Raw genomic sequence first — 13,992 nt, 5'->3', positions numbered from 1 at the left:
TGAAGGCTTTTTTTATAATGTTTTAGTCAACTGCTACTTTGCAGCTAACGCTTGTGCTGTATAGTATCCAGCTTCTCTGGTTATCTTCCCATCATCATTAAAATCATGAATCATCATTAATGGTAATTTTACTTTTTTACCATCTGATTTTCTCGTCATTCTTGCAGTCCACCATGATTGAACAGCTTTGGAGTTACCCAATTCATATTCTAAATAATCAGGATATCCACGCACATCAATACTCTCAATAGTCCAATCTTTAAGCATTCCTAAAAATCCTTCTTTTTCCTCTGCAACAGTATGAGATTCACCGTCAGCCATATCTAAATTTGTAAAGACCGCATTATCAGTAAAATAACTGAAAGCTTTATCTGCATCACCATTTGCCAATGCTCCCATCATTTTTCTAACAGTATTAATGTATTCATGATTAACATAAATGGTTCCATTTGTTCTCGGCGCAAAACTTCTGCTCCTTTCAGCCCAGGGTAGATCATTATCATAAATAATCATTGTTTGAATTTTATTGTCACTGGTCATTTTATAGAGACGGTGCTGAGGCATATCAAGCATCACACCCGTAGCATTATCCATAGCTTTTAACTGATCCCAGGTTTGTACCCATATACCTGAATCTCCTTTATATTCTATAGCATCCGGATAAGCACCAGATGTTCTTGTATAACTTACATAAGACCAATTTTCTTTTATCCATTTTACACCTCCTAAAAACCATTCTTTATCTCTTCCTTTATCATCTTTATTCAAACTTGTTCCCTGATAAGATTTAAAATCATCTGTTAAATAACTGGCAACTTTATCTGCATCTCCGGCATAAAACGCCTGCGTCATAGACTCTACTGCGTTAATAGCAGGATGCTCATTGTAAACAGTTCCATTTTTTTTGGTTTGTGAAAACATGATGCAAGTAAATAGCATCATGGCAATAATAACATGTTTTTTCATTTTTGTTAAATTTAAGTTGGTTAATATTTTTTTGAATTTAGCAAAAAAATATTGAATACCAGCGGGTTATTACCTACTTTATTTTTTTTATAGTGATTAAGAGATCATGAATATTGAGACAATATTTACATTTAGGCTTTAAGTTTCTTTTTAAAAGGCCTTATAATTAACCTCGCTTCTCTATCAAAACGGATATAATTATATACCCAATTGATGAATACTACCAGTCTGTTTCTAAACCCAATTAAAAAAAATAAATGTACAAACATCCATACATACCAGGCAAAAATACCTTGGAATTTAAAATGCTTTAAATCAACAACGGCTTTGTTTCTGCCAACAGTTGCCATAGCGCCTTTGTCTTTATAGGTAAATGGTATCATTGTTTTCTGTTCAATTAATCTTAATAAATTATCTCCCAGTTGCTGACCTTGTTGAATAGCGGGTTGTGCCATCATAGGCAAACCTCTTGGAAATTCTTCACATTCCATACAGGCTAAATCACCTATAGCGAATATGTGGTTGAACCCCATCACCTGATTATATTCATTCACTAAAATACGCTCTCCTTTAGTTACAAATTCAGCACTATCCAAACCTTTTATGGTGGCGCCTTTTACTCCTGCTGCCCAAATAAGTGTTGCCGTTTCAAAAGTTAAATCAGAATTAGTGGTTGCTATTTTACCATCATAACCAGAAACCCTCACATTTTTCCAAATATTAACCCCTAAATGCTCTAAGAAGTCCTCTGCTTTTTTAGAGGCATTCTCACTCATTTCCTTTAGTATTCTGTCACTTGATTGAATCAAATTTATCTGAACCATTCTCGTATCTAAATCAGGATAATCTTTTGGTAAAATACCCTTTTTTATTTCTGCCAAGGCACCAGCCAATTCAACACCTGTAGGACCCGCACCAACAATCACAAAATTCATTAAAGCATTACGCTCGTTCAAATCTGAAGTCAATAAGGCATCTTCAAAATTCTCAAGAATTAAACTCCTTAAATTAAGAGACTCTGGTATGGATTTCATGGCCATACTGTGATTCTCAATTTCAGTATTGCCAAAATAATTGGTTTCAGATCCTGAGGCAACCACCAAATAATCAAATTTCAGCATTCCAATATCAGTTATTACTTCATTTTTTACTGTATTAATCTCATGTACATGAGCCATTCTAAAATGAAAATTCGGAAAATCCTTTAGTATTTTTCTAATAGGATACGCTATTGAATCTGGCTCCAAACCTCCTGTAGAAACTTGATATAACAAGGGTTGAAAAGTGTGATAATTATTTTTATCAAGTAAAACTACTTGAACTTCCTGTTTAGATAATTTTCTGGCTAAAGAAATTCCAGCAAAACCACCGCCAATAATTATAATTCTTGGAAAACTAGATTTAGGTATGTTCATATTCAAGTTATAACGCCCTAAAGGTAACAAAAGATATAAATTTATTAGGCTCGTAATTCTTTATTCAAAATTGGTTTCGTAAATTCGTGGCTTCAAATAATGATTAAATAATTCTCATGAGTAAATACGATATTATTGTTCTTGGAAGTGGTCCCGGTGGCTATGTTACAGCTATTAGAGCATCACAGTTAGGTTTTAAAACAGCTATTGTTGAAAAAGAAAATCTTGGTGGTGTTTGTTTAAATTGGGGTTGTATTCCAACAAAAGCCTTATTAAAATCTGCGCAAGTCTTTGAATATTTAAAGCATGCAGGAGACTATGGTCTATCTGTAAATAGCTATGATAAAGATTTTGACGCCGTTGTTAAGCGCAGTCGTGGTGTGGCAGATGGTATGAGCAAAGGGGTTCAGTTTTTAATGAAAAAGAACAAAATTGACGTTATTGAAGGTTTTGGGAAACTAAAACCGGGAAAAAAGATTGATGTTAATGGTACTGAATATAGTGCCGATCATATTATTGTAGCAACTGGTGCACGCTCAAGAGAATTGCCAAGTTTACCACAGGATGGTAAAAAAGTTATTGGTTATAGAGAAGCTATGACCTTGCCTACCCAACCCAAAAAAATGATTGTGGTAGGTTCTGGCGCCATTGGTGTTGAGTTTGCCTATTTTTATAATTCTATGGGTACTGAAGTTACTATTGTTGAATTTTTACCAAACGTGGTGCCTGTTGAAGACGAAGATGTTTCAAAACAATTAGAGCGCTCGTTTAAAAAGAGCGGTATTCATATTATGACTTCTGCTGAAGTTACTAAAGTAGACACTTCTGGAAAAGGCGTAAAAGCCACCGTAAAAACCAGTAAAGGTGAAGAAGTACTTGAAGCAGATATTATTTTAAGTGCCGTTGGCATTAAAACAAATATTGAAAATATAGGTTTAGAAGATGTTGGTATTGCTGTTGACAGAGATAAAATTTTGGTAAATAGTTTTTACCAAACCAATATCCCGGGATATTATGCAATTGGAGATGTTACACCTGGTCAGGCATTGGCTCACGTAGCCTCTGCTGAAGGTATTCTTTGCGTTGAAAAAATTGCCGGTCAACATGTCGAAGCTTTAGATTATGGCAATATTCCGGGTTGTACTTATTGTTCACCAGAAATTGCAAGTGTTGGTTTAACCGAAAAACAAGCAAGAGAAAAAGGCATTGAAATTAAAGTGGGTAAATTCCCCTTCTCAGCCTCTGGTAAAGCCAGTGCTGGTGGCAACAAAGATGGTTTTGTAAAAGTTATTTTTGATGCCAAATATGGTGAATGGTTAGGCTGCCATATGATTGGCGCCGGTGTTACTGATATGATCGCGGAAGCTGTTTTAGGCCGAAAACTGGAAACGACGGGTCATGAAGTATTAAAAACAGTGCATCCGCATCCAACGATGAGTGAAGCCGTTATGGAAGCTGTTGCTGATGCTTATGGTGAAGTAATACATTTATAGACACCTAGAAGTGTTAGATTTTTAGACTTGTTTAGATATAAAAAAGGTTTCAGAAATTCTGAAACCTTTTTTATTATATATGATTTTTATAAAATTATAATCAATCTAAAAATCTAAGAAGTCTTATGAAAAACTCTGAATAGCTAATTCAATATTGAATTGGATTTTTTATTGGAACACAATTTATTTTATTATTTCCATTCTCCTCCGCCTAAGTAAAAGCCAATACTTGCACCTAAATAACTGTTCTTAAATTCACTATTTCCAAAATCTGTTTTAGACACAAAATTATATTCTAGAGCTAGTCTTAACTTTCCTAGTTCTACACCACCTCTAATCATAACCCCAAATTTACTTTCATCTTTTACTTCCCCATCTAAAGAAAATAATTCGATAAAATTAAAACCAGACAATTGATAAAAACCTGCACCAGCGCCTAAAAATGGTGCCGTTGAAGAACCTTCTTTATGAAAATAATAGTCATATGTAGCTAAATAATTTGAGTTGGTTTCTACGCTTAAATCCACTCCATCAAGTCTTCTCCCATAAGCAGCCATACCTAAACGCAAGCCAATATTTGAATTATCTGTTAAATTATACTTGGGTTCTAAAGATATAAGGAACCCACCACCTGCAGAAGCAAAAGCATAACCTAAATCTAATCCTACTCTTACTTTTCCTTTTTCCTGAGCACTAAGACTTGCAATTCCAAGTACCATGATTGTAATTAATAAAATATGTTTCATTTTTTTTTGTTTGTTAGTTAGCAGAATATAATATTTTAATATAATGTATATCAGAAAATACATAAAAAATATCTATTCAATATAATTTTACAAAAAACTCTGAATAGCCAATTCATAACTTTGTAAGCCAAAACCAAGTATCACGCCTCTGGCATTAGGTGAAATAAAAGATTGGTGTCGAAATTCTTCTCTGGCAAAAGTATTGGATATATGAACTTCAACCACAGGCGTTTCAATAGCTTTTACAGCATCTCCCAATCCAACTGAAGTATGGGTATAAGCCGCAGCATTTAATATAATACCATCATAACTAAAACCAACTTCCTGCAACTTATCAATAAGTTCTCCTTCTATATTAGATTGATAATAAGTCAATTGTATCTTAGGGTATTTGGTCTTGATTTCTTCTAAAAATTCAGTAAAAGTGTGACTGCCATAAATAGCAGGTTCACGCTTACCTAATAAATTTAAATTAGGACCGTTAATGATGATTAGTTTTTTCATAAAGTAAAAGTATAAAAAAAAGAGGCTACTGAGCTTTCAAAAAATCAATTTGTGTGGTTTCTCCTTGTTTTAAATTTGATAAAGCTTTGATATTGTTATTACCATCTTCAATTTCAACAATCACGGTATTAGGCGTAATTTTTCCTTCGTTCTCTGCTTTAATAACAATGGAGGTTTTATCATCAAACAAATTGAGATAAATGATTCTTTTTTCTTTATTGGCTTCGTAGTTATTTAGCACTACTTTTTTATTAGCATAAATGGTAATTTTATCACCATCTTCTTTTCCACCATCATAAACCCTTATTGATACCTTTTTAGATTTTGAAAACACACTTAAGGTTTGATCCTTTTTTAAAATATTTAAATTTAATGAATCCATCAATCGCAGTGCATTGATCTTTACCTTGGTACTATCAGCAATTTTATTCGATTTATTTATTTTTGTAACCATTTTATCCATTCTGGCTTCTATTTTTTCTACGGAGTTTAAAAATAATTGTCCGTCAATACATCTTGTGTTATCTGAAAATAAACCCACAAAATTGGCCTTTATCTTATTTGACTTTTCAAAACTAAATTTTTTAAAAGTGGTATTAATAAAACAAAAATCATCTTGTGTAACAGGAGATTTTGTATAAATAATGCTTGTTTCTCTAAAATTCAATTCATTATTAACGTGATCATATTCCCCTAAAATATTTGATCGGGTTTCGTGCTCCCCTCCTAAATCTGTTAATGAATACCCTTTTACAGACCCATTTTTTTCAGTTATTGAAATTTTATAAGTAATTGTCGTTGAATCATTAAGCATTACCAAGCCCATATATTCATAGGCGTTTTGTGACCATGAAATAATTGGCAAAAGGAATAAGCTCAATTGAAGGAAGTATTTTTTGAATTTCATTATTTTTTATATATTAGCTAAACTAACTTAAACCAATTACATATGAAAATTAAATTTTTACTTACCTTAATAGTAGTTGTATTAGCTTACAGCACTAGTTATGCCTCCTTTCCTGTTAAAAGAACAGTACAAACGAATACGAATACTGAACTTACAACAGGTAATACTGAAATTGTTTATACTCCCATAACGTCTTCAACCGCTGCTAAAGATTTAACAGTAGGCATCATTCTTTGGTTTTTTCTAGGTTGGGCTGCAGGACATAGATGGTATTACCAAAAGCCAGTTCTTTATAATATATTGTTTATTGTAACTGCTGGAGGTCTTGGTGTTTGGTGGGTTATAGATTTAGTTAATATGATACAAGGTAATTTTTAAGATTTACATATAAAAAAAGGGACGCCAATGGCGTCCCTTTAAATTTTAAATAAGATTCTTTATAAGAAAAAATATCCTATAGAAAGAGAAATAACATTGTTTTTAATGTCAACATCTTTCACAACTTCACTGAATCCTAAAGCATAACGGGCCTGAAAAAATAAACCAGAATTCATTTTGTATTGTGCACCAAAAGCAGCACCAAAATCAATACCTTCAGCGTCAAGGCTTTCAGATTCTCCTTCAGCCTCAATTTTATCAGTAATATTAAATCCTAGTTGTGGACCAGCTTGAATGCTAAAACCTTCAGCAATAGTAAAGTCTGCTAAAATTGGTAAGTTAATATAGTCCAGTTTACCAGTAGCATCAACTCCAAATTCACTAAGTGTAAATCCTTGAGCAGAGTAAACAAGTTCAGGTTGTACAGCAAACTTTTCTGATATTCCAATTACGACAACACCGCCTAAGTGAAAAGATGTTCTTCCATCTAAATTTAATATATCAGCGTCATTGCCGCTAAGGCTGGCAAAATTTGCACCCGCTTTAACTCCAAGTTTTATTCCTTGAGCATGTACGGTTAGCAATCCTAAAACAAAAACTAGTGATAATAAAATTGATTTTTTCATGTTTTTTAAGTTTTTAATTGGTTATTTAGTATTAAATGTAGTAGTTTTTTTCATACGTGATTAATTTATTTGCCTCTTTTTTTATTTTTCATAAATGATTACCTAAATAATATTTTAAACTTAATACAATGAGTGACTAAGATTAACAATTATGATATAGTTAAACGACAAAAAATATATTGTTTTATAAAAATTTATGAACACAAAGTCTTAAAAGAAATACCCAAGAGATAATTGGATAACCCCATTTTGATTTTTAACATCACCTACATTAAATTCAGAATCCGGTTCTATAATGTTTGATAATCCTAAATTATATCTTGCACCAAAATTAATACCGCTTGGAAGTTTATAGCCAACTCCAAAATTAAAGCCAAAGTCTATACCTTTGAATAATTCTTTAATATCGGCTTCTATAGACTCACCGCCTGCTTCTACTTTGCCTTTAGCCGAGAGTAAAAACCCTACTTGAGGGCCTGCTTCTAAACTAAACCCATTAGCCACATAAAACTTAGCCATGATAGGTAAATTTAAGTAATCCAGTTTTATGGTCTCTTTAAAAACTTCATCTTCATACTTTGCCCCTTGGGCAGAATATAACAATTCCGGTTGAATAGAAAACTTATCTGAAATAACAAATTCAGATACAGCACCTACGTGCAAAGATGTTCTGCCTTTAACACCTTGTGTCTCATCGCCGGTAATAGTTGCAAAATTGACACCTCCCTTAACACCAAACTTTACGTCTTGTGCATTTATATTCCAAAATCCAAAAACTGCAATAGCAGCAAGTAAAATAATTTTTTTCATAATGTTTAGATTTAATTGATTAATCAATAATATAAATAGTTAATAATCCCTACATTATTAAAAATAATGTTAATTTATTTGTTTTTTTATGATTATTTTATTTTTAATAATTTTAATACTTATAATATGTTTAAATAAAAAATATGATAGTCATTATTAAAATTTTAGAAATGTAAAGCAAACCCAACACGAACTTCAAAAATTCCTTCATCTGTAAAATCTTCATTCAAAGACAGACTATATCTTAGCCCAGGTTCAATACTTACATTTTCACCTAAAAAGATAGCATAGCCCCCTTGCAAACCTAGCCATAATGGATTTTCATCAAAATCCTTTATACTAGCACCATTAACATCAACTTGAATGGGTATTTGACTCATAATATAGTATTTAGCTCCTAATTTATAGGTGAATACAGAGTCTCCATCATAATCAGTATAACCAAGTCCAGCTTTAATAGCTAAGTCATCCATTACAAAATAACCGCCCTCAACACCCAAAGACCAAATGGTTGTTCCATCAACAGACACTAATCCAAAACCCGTATTTGCCGTGTGCTGAATAAGCCCTAATTCCCCACCACCCGCAGAGAAACCAGTGTTAGCTTCTATTAACCATTTGCCTTGAGAGGTTTGATTTCCTTGAACTTCATCTTGAGCATTAATATTCCATGACCCAAAAACTACCACAGCAGCAAATAATAATAATTTTTTCATAATGCTCTATTTTTTTAATTGTTATTTTTTTTTATTATAAAATAAATCGTATAACATTACGCTTTTTTAATAACATAAAAAATGATAAATGTTAGCTTCTGGGAATTTATATTTAACTCCAGAAATATCACTTATTTGTTCTATTTTTACTTCTATGAAATGGTTAAATGCCCTAAAGGATTATAAACTCTATTTAAAAATTGAAAGAGGTTTATCAAAAAACTCCATAGATAATTACGCCCTCGATGTTAAAAAACTCATAACCTATTTAGAAGACAATGATATAAATCAATCACCTTTAACCATTAATACGGAAGTACTACAGCAGTTTAATTATGACATAGCTAAAGTGGTTAATGAACGCACACAATCACGCATTCTTTCAGGCTTACGCAGTTTTTTCAGTTTTTTAATTTTTGAGGATTACAGAACATCAAACCCCTTAGATTTAATTGAATCTCCTAAAATTGGCAGAAAACTTCCGGACACCTTGAGCGAATTTGAAATTGACAAGCTCATCGGGGCTATAGATTTAAGCACCCCTGAAGGTGAAAGAAACAGAGCCATATTAGAAACTCTGTATGGATGTGGTTTACGCGTCAGTGAATTAACGAATTTAAAAATGTCTGATTTGTTTTTTGATGAAGGCTTTATAAAAGTAACAGGTAAAGGTGATAAGCAGCGCTTTGTGCCCATTTTAAAAAACACTCAAAAGTACATTAACCTTTATGTCAATGAAATAAGAACTCATTTAAAAATACAACCCGGTCATGAAGACACCTTGTTTTTAAACAGACGCGGAAAACAACTTACCAGAGCTATGATTTTTACTATGATTAAACAACTTGCAGAAAAAATAGGACTTAAAAAAAGTATTTCTCCTCATACCTTCAGACATTCATTCGCCACCCATTTGTTACAAAATAATGCCGATTTAAGATCCATCCAAATGATGCTAGGACATGAAAGTATTACTACTACAGAAATTTATGTACACTTAGATAAAAGTCATCTTTCAAAGATTGTAGAAAAATATCACCCCAGAAAATAAAAAATCCAGCAAAAGCCGGATTTTTTTATTATTGAATAATTAGTTTTTTATTTTGCTATGTTCACCGCACGCGTTTCCCTGATGACGGTCACCTTTACCTGACCTGGATAAGTCATATCAGTCTGAACTTTCTGAGAAATACTAAACGATAAATCAGCTGCTTTTTGGTCATCTACTTTTTCACTTTCTACAATGACACGTAATTCTCTGCCCGCCTGAATAGCATAGGCCTTTTTAACACCCTGGAAACCAAAAGCAATATCTTCTAGATCTTTCAATCTTTGAATATAACTATCCAATACCTGACGACGTGCTCCAGGACGTGCTCCAGAGATCGCATCGCAAACCTGTATTATCGGAGAAATTAAATATTTCATTTCTACTTCATCATGATGCGCTCCAATGGCATTACAGACCTCAGGAATTTCGCCATATTTTTCTGCCCATTGCATTCCTAAAATAGCGTGTGGCGTTTCCATATCTGCCTCTGCATCTGGCACTTTACCAATATCATGTAATAGACCAGCGCGTTTTGCCAGTTTTGGATTTAAACCTAACTCAGCTGCCATAACGCCACAAAGTTTGGCTACTTCACGTGAATGCTGTAATAAATTTTGTCCGTAAGAAGAACGATATTTCATCCTACCAACCATTTTTATCAACTCTGGGTTTAAATTATGAATACCTAAATCAATAACCGTACGCTTCCCAACTTCTATAATTTCCTGATCTATTTGTTTTTTGGTTTTCTTAACTACTTCTTCTATTCTAGCAGGATGAATTCTTCCATCAGTCACTAATTTATGTAATGAAAGTCTGGCAATTTCTCTTCTCACCGAATCAAAACAAGATAATATAATGGCTTCAGGCGTATCATCTACAATAATTTCAACACCCGTTGCTGCTTCAATAGCTCTAATATTTCGGCCTTCTCTACCAATAATTCGCCCTTTAACATCATCAGATTCTATATTAAATACAGAGACACAATTATCAATAGCCTCTTCAGTTCCTATACGTTGAATGGTATTAATAATGATCTTTTTAGCTTCTTGCTGAGCCGTCAATTTAGCTTCTTCAACAGCAGATTGCACATAAGCCATCGCATCATTTTTGGCTTCCCCTTTTAGTGATTCTATAAGCTGGGCTTTAGCATCTTCAGCAGAAAGACTTGAAATAACTTCTAGCTGTTCTACCTGACTTTTATGAAGTCTGTCTATTTCCACCTTCTTTTTATCAAGAATATCAACTCGGTGTTCATAATCTTTCAATTTAATCTCTAAATCTTCATTATTCTTTTTGACTTTTGCCAATTCTGAAGATATTTGAGACTCCTTATCCCGTGTACGTTTTTCAGCTTCAGCAATTTTTTTGTCACGTGCTAAAATGACCTTTTCATGTTCTGACTTAAGCTCTAAAAATTTTTCTTTAGCCTGAAGGATTTTGTCCTTTTTAACTGATTCTCCTTCAAGATTCGCTTCCTTAATGATGGCCGTAGCACTTTTTTTAGCGCCCTTTATCAGTTTTGATGCATTATTTCTTTCTAAAACTTTCGCTATAATGTATCCTATTAGTAATCCTAATATAACACCTCCAGCAATTAATATAATTGAGTTGTCCATTGTAATTAGTTAGTTTAAATATAAAAAAAGCCTACACCAGTTTAAGATTTTGTATAAACTCCTTAAAAACAAGTTTAGGGCTAACAAGCTGATCAAGGATCTGCTCAAGGCAGCATGCTTTTACAACTTAAACTCACCCTTTTTAAAGAATTAACGTTGAGTTTATCAAAAAAAATATCCAATGTAGGCAGTAACTTTTATTTATTTTAAAGAACGTTAAGAGATCAAATAAGAATTCAATAAACTATTAAGGGCATTTAATTTTTCCTCAACATGCTCATTTACATTCTCTTTGTCAATAGTTTTCTGTTCTACTTGAGATGCAAATTGCAGAGCGCACATAGCCAATACATCTTGTTTATCTCTAACAGAATAACTTTGCTCAAACTGTTTTATCATAGCTTCAATGTTTTTAGCCGCTTTACGTAATCCTTCTTCCTGACTTGCATCAATAGTTAAAGGATATACTCTGTTAGCTATAGACAGCTTTATTTTAAGCTTTTCTGACATTGATTTATGTTATACACTAATCGGCAAGTTGAGCAATACAATGGTCAATATCCCTAATTAATGCATTTATTTTAAGCTTAGTTTCTCTTTTGTTTTCGTCACTACCTAATATTGAGTTTGCAATTTTAAGAGCTTCATATTTTTCTTCCCAAGTTGTAGTTAGCAACTTTTGACTTTGAAGATTCTGTTCTGAAACTTTTAATTCTTCTTTTAATTTTGAATTAGTTTGTTTTAAAACCTCTAGTTTATGTAATATTTTACTTATTTTATTTTCTAGAGAATCTACAATATCTTCAATACTACTCATTTACAAATTTCAATAGGTATCTCACAAAGTTAACATAGATTGCCATAAATTACAATTGTTTTTCAATAAAATTTTTAAATCTACAGGATGTGCTCAGTATCAATACAATGGCTTGTATTTTGTTTTATTCTTTGTGTATTCATGACAAATTAATAATTTAGCAATAATACTGAAGAGTTTTAAAAATCAATCTAAAATTTATTTAGTAAAAAAACGTTTTTATGCGATTAGCCCTTATCTCCCTGACCTTTTTATGTTCTGTTTCATATGCACAAAATAGTTATCCTCAAGACTATTTTGGTAACCCATTAGAAATCCCACTTATTCTTGCCGGATCTTTTGCAGAATTAAGATCCAATCATTTTCATTCTGGTTTAGATATAAAAACTCAAAATCGAACCGGTTTAAAAGTTATGGCCGTTGCAGATGGCTTTGTTAGCAGAATTAAAGTATCTCATTATGGCTATGGAAAAGCTCTATATATAACACATCCTAACGGATACACCTCTGTCTACGCACATTTACTTAACTACAATCCAGAAATTGAAGCTTATGTAAAAAAGCAACAATATAAACAGGAATCCTATGAAATTGAATTATTTCCTGAAGCCGGACAAATAAAATATGAAAAAGGTGATATTGTGGCCTATAGCGGTAATTCTGGTGGTTCTGAAGCACCGCATCTTCACTTTGAAATTAGAGATAAAGAAGAACGTCCTATAAACCCTATGCTGTTTGGTATTGACATTAAAGATTCGGTAAAACCAATTGTTAGTTCGTTATATGTTTATCCTGTTGGAGACAGCTCTTATGTTAAGAAATCAAATGCGAAACAAAAATTAAGATTGATCCCGCTAAAAAGTGGCGATTATATAGCTGAAAATATTGAAGCCTTTGGGAAAATTGGTTTTGGAATAAACACATCCGACCGACAAGATTTAGCTGCAAATAATAACGGCGTTTTTAAAATAGAAACCTTTTTTAATGGCAATCAAAACTTTGAAATAGACTTTAAAAAATTCTCATTTGATGAATCATCTCATATTAACAGATTAATAGATTATGAGATGTTTAAGACACAAAAACAACGCGTACAGAAATTGTTTGATGATAATAATCCTTTGAGTTTATTTCAGTCTGTTTTAAATAATGGTTACGTAAAAATTCCTGATAGTACTAACTCTGTTTACAAAATAAGAATTACTGATTTTAAAAATAATGAAACATGGGTCACTGTAAATATTAAAGGTCAGAAAAGTGAAGTTATTGAAACCATAAAACCCCAAACAACGCCTTATTATATTTATGCAGACCAGACGACTACTTTAAAAGAAGGCAATATCTCAGTTGATTTATTTTCAAATACCTTTTATGAAAACTTCTATATTGATTTTAAGGTTTCAAATGACACCTTAATGCTCCATAAAGACATTGTACCATTAAAGAAAAGTATTAAAATCAATTTTGATGTGAGCAAATACTCTGATGAAGACAAAAGAAAATTGTATATAGCAGAACTTGTTGGTTATAGAAAATATCCTTCCTATTCGTATACTAGAAGAAATGATAATACCCTTTATACTCTAACAAAAACACTTGGCACCTATGCCCTCACCACCGATAATACAAAGCCCACTATTACCCCTGACAATTTTAGGGACGGACAATGGTTAAGCAATTTTAGATTTTTAAAAATTAAAATTGAGGATGATTTATCGGGTATTTCAAATTACAGAGCGACTGTTAATGGGAAATGGATTTTGATGGAATATGAATACAAAACCAAAACATTAACTTATGATTTTAATGATGGTAATATAACGGATACAAAAAATAATTTAAAGCTAATTGTAACTGATAATGTAGGAAATAGTTCTACTTTTGAAGCACTATTTTACAGAAAATAAAGCACAATCATTTGAATAACAAATCTATATATCT

General features: G+C 32.2%; 15 protein-coding genes and 1 other RNA gene. 4 read left to right on the top strand and 12 right to left on the bottom strand.

Translation table 11 applies throughout. The features are described 5' to 3' along the window. Nucleotides 1-33 precede the first annotated feature (33 nt). Both V8G56_RS09720 and V8G56_RS09715 read right to left on the bottom strand, forming a co-directional pair. Nucleotides 34-966, bottom strand: a complete 933-nt coding sequence (locus tag V8G56_RS09720; protein WP_395438258.1) for a nuclear transport factor 2 family protein — start codon at nucleotides 964-966, stop codon at nucleotides 34-36. A gap of 131 nt (nucleotides 967-1,097) precedes the next feature. After that, a complete protein-coding gene (locus V8G56_RS09715) occupies nucleotides 1,098-2,381 on the bottom strand; it encodes an NAD(P)/FAD-dependent oxidoreductase (protein ID WP_395438257.1) in 1,284 nt (427 codons plus the stop codon). Nucleotides 2,382-2,497: 116 nt separating this feature from the next. Here V8G56_RS09715 and lpdA point away from each other — a divergent pair, with 116 nt between their 5' ends. After that, nucleotides 2,498-3,874, top strand: a complete 1,377-nt coding sequence (gene lpdA / locus V8G56_RS09710) for a dihydrolipoyl dehydrogenase (RefSeq protein ID WP_331630143.1) — start codon at nucleotides 2,498-2,500, stop codon at nucleotides 3,872-3,874. A 191-nt stretch (nucleotides 3,875-4,065) separates the two neighbouring features. Here the strand turns inward: lpdA and V8G56_RS09705 are convergent, their stop codons facing one another. The 3 genes from V8G56_RS09705 to V8G56_RS09695 all read right to left on the bottom strand — a co-directional run bounded on the left by V8G56_RS09705 (nucleotide 4,066) and on the right by V8G56_RS09695 (nucleotide 6,031). Next, complete coding sequence (locus tag V8G56_RS09705; RefSeq protein ID WP_395438256.1) at nucleotides 4,066-4,620, bottom strand: outer membrane beta-barrel protein; 555 nt, start codon at nucleotides 4,618-4,620, stop codon at nucleotides 4,066-4,068. Between the two features lie 87 nt (nucleotides 4,621-4,707). Further along, nucleotides 4,708-5,124 carry a type II 3-dehydroquinate dehydratase gene (gene aroQ, locus V8G56_RS09700; RefSeq protein WP_395438255.1) on the bottom strand — a complete coding sequence of 139 codons (417 nt, stop codon included), beginning with the start codon at nucleotides 5,122-5,124 and terminating at the stop codon, nucleotides 4,708-4,710. Nucleotides 5,125-5,149: 25 nt separating this feature from the next. Then, entirely contained in the window at nucleotides 5,150-6,031 is an 882-nt protein-coding gene (locus V8G56_RS09695; RefSeq protein ID WP_395438254.1) for a hypothetical protein, read from the bottom strand. A 42-nt stretch (nucleotides 6,032-6,073) separates the two neighbouring features. On the opposite strand from V8G56_RS09695, the gene V8G56_RS09690 reads away from it, so the two are divergent. Next, nucleotides 6,074-6,409 carry a TM2 domain-containing protein gene (locus V8G56_RS09690; protein ID WP_395438253.1) on the top strand — a complete coding sequence of 112 codons (336 nt, stop codon included), beginning with the start codon at nucleotides 6,074-6,076 and terminating at the stop codon, nucleotides 6,407-6,409. Between the two features lie 59 nt (nucleotides 6,410-6,468). On the opposite strand, the gene V8G56_RS09685 is transcribed toward V8G56_RS09690, so the two are convergent. From V8G56_RS09685 to V8G56_RS09675, 3 genes are all read right to left on the bottom strand, one after another. Then, entirely contained in the window at nucleotides 6,469-7,035 is a 567-nt protein-coding gene (locus tag V8G56_RS09685) for a porin family protein (protein ID WP_395438252.1), read from the bottom strand. Nucleotides 7,036-7,245: 210 nt separating this feature from the next. Continuing rightward, on the bottom strand, nucleotides 7,246-7,845 hold the full coding sequence (locus tag V8G56_RS09680; protein ID WP_395438251.1) for a porin family protein: 600 nt from the start codon (nucleotides 7,843-7,845) through the stop codon (nucleotides 7,246-7,248). A gap of 164 nt (nucleotides 7,846-8,009) precedes the next feature. Continuing rightward, nucleotides 8,010-8,561 carry a hypothetical protein gene (locus tag V8G56_RS09675; RefSeq protein ID WP_395438250.1) on the bottom strand — a complete coding sequence of 184 codons (552 nt, stop codon included), beginning with the start codon at nucleotides 8,559-8,561 and terminating at the stop codon, nucleotides 8,010-8,012. A 154-nt stretch (nucleotides 8,562-8,715) separates the two neighbouring features. Here V8G56_RS09675 and xerA point away from each other — a divergent pair, with 154 nt between their 5' ends. Then, nucleotides 8,716-9,612, top strand: coding sequence for a site-specific tyrosine recombinase/integron integrase (gene xerA, locus V8G56_RS09670; RefSeq protein WP_395438645.1), 897 nt, complete (start codon nucleotides 8,716-8,718; stop codon nucleotides 9,610-9,612). 47 nt (nucleotides 9,613-9,659) lie between these two features. Here the strand turns inward: xerA and rny are convergent, their stop codons facing one another. The 4 genes from rny to V8G56_RS09650 form a co-directional block, all read right to left on the bottom strand. After that, nucleotides 9,660-11,234 carry a ribonuclease Y gene (gene rny / locus V8G56_RS09665; protein WP_395438249.1) on the bottom strand — a complete coding sequence of 525 codons (1,575 nt, stop codon included), beginning with the start codon at nucleotides 11,232-11,234 and terminating at the stop codon, nucleotides 9,660-9,662. Nucleotides 11,235-11,289: 55 nt separating this feature from the next. After that, nucleotides 11,290-11,396, bottom strand: a non-coding RNA gene (gene ssrS, locus V8G56_RS09660) — 6S RNA. Between the two features lie 54 nt (nucleotides 11,397-11,450). Continuing rightward, complete coding sequence (locus V8G56_RS09655; protein ID WP_331632261.1) at nucleotides 11,451-11,744, bottom strand: cell division protein ZapA; 294 nt, start codon at nucleotides 11,742-11,744, stop codon at nucleotides 11,451-11,453. A 16-nt stretch (nucleotides 11,745-11,760) separates the two neighbouring features. Beyond that, nucleotides 11,761-12,051, bottom strand: a complete 291-nt coding sequence (locus tag V8G56_RS09650) for a hypothetical protein (protein ID WP_395438248.1) — start codon at nucleotides 12,049-12,051, stop codon at nucleotides 11,761-11,763. A gap of 221 nt (nucleotides 12,052-12,272) precedes the next feature. On the opposite strand from V8G56_RS09650, the gene V8G56_RS09645 reads away from it, so the two are divergent. After that, nucleotides 12,273-13,958 carry a M23 family metallopeptidase gene (locus tag V8G56_RS09645; protein ID WP_395438247.1) on the top strand — a complete coding sequence of 562 codons (1,686 nt, stop codon included), beginning with the start codon at nucleotides 12,273-12,275 and terminating at the stop codon, nucleotides 13,956-13,958. Nucleotides 13,959-13,992: the final 34 nt, after the last annotated feature.

Origin of the sequence: Gaetbulibacter aquiaggeris (assembly GCF_044003965.1) — a bacterium.
GTDB classification, from domain to species: domain Bacteria; phylum Bacteroidota; class Bacteroidia; order Flavobacteriales; family Flavobacteriaceae; genus Yeosuana; species Yeosuana aquiaggeris.
Note: the sequence above shows the minus strand (reverse complement) of the source record. Positions and strands in the feature narration are given on the sequence as shown.

Bases quoted from the DNA above. Each gene is read 5' to 3' on its own strand.
- V8G56_RS09720 (WP_395438258.1), bottom strand. From the start codon at position 966: ATGAAAAAACATGTTATTATTGCCATGATGCTATTTACTTGCATCATG.
- V8G56_RS09715 (WP_395438257.1), bottom strand. From the start codon at position 2,381: ATGAACATACCTAAATCTAGTTTTCCAAGAATTATAATTATTGGCGGT.
- lpdA (WP_331630143.1), top strand. From the start codon at position 2,498: ATGAGTAAATACGATATTATTGTTCTTGGAAGTGGTCCCGGTGGCTAT.
- V8G56_RS09705 (WP_395438256.1), bottom strand. From the start codon at position 4,620: ATGAAACATATTTTATTAATTACAATCATGGTACTTGGAATTGCAAGT.
- aroQ (WP_395438255.1), bottom strand. From the start codon at position 5,124: ATGAAAAAACTAATCATCATTAACGGTCCTAATTTAAATTTATTAGGT.
- V8G56_RS09695 (WP_395438254.1), bottom strand. From the start codon at position 6,031: ATGAAATTCAAAAAATACTTCCTTCAATTGAGCTTATTCCTTTTGCCA.
- V8G56_RS09690 (WP_395438253.1), top strand. From the start codon at position 6,074: ATGAAAATTAAATTTTTACTTACCTTAATAGTAGTTGTATTAGCTTAC.
- V8G56_RS09685 (WP_395438252.1), bottom strand. From the start codon at position 7,035: ATGAAAAAATCAATTTTATTATCACTAGTTTTTGTTTTAGGATTGCTA.
- V8G56_RS09680 (WP_395438251.1), bottom strand. From the start codon at position 7,845: ATGAAAAAAATTATTTTACTTGCTGCTATTGCAGTTTTTGGATTTTGG.
- V8G56_RS09675 (WP_395438250.1), bottom strand. From the start codon at position 8,561: ATGAAAAAATTATTATTATTTGCTGCTGTGGTAGTTTTTGGGTCATGG.
- xerA (WP_395438645.1), top strand. From the start codon at position 8,716: ATGAAATGGTTAAATGCCCTAAAGGATTATAAACTCTATTTAAAAATT.
- rny (WP_395438249.1), bottom strand. From the start codon at position 11,234: ATGGACAACTCAATTATATTAATTGCTGGAGGTGTTATATTAGGATTA.
- V8G56_RS09655 (WP_331632261.1), bottom strand. From the start codon at position 11,744: ATGTCAGAAAAGCTTAAAATAAAGCTGTCTATAGCTAACAGAGTATAT.
- V8G56_RS09650 (WP_395438248.1), bottom strand. From the start codon at position 12,051: ATGAGTAGTATTGAAGATATTGTAGATTCTCTAGAAAATAAAATAAGT.
- V8G56_RS09645 (WP_395438247.1), top strand. From the start codon at position 12,273: ATGCGATTAGCCCTTATCTCCCTGACCTTTTTATGTTCTGTTTCATAT.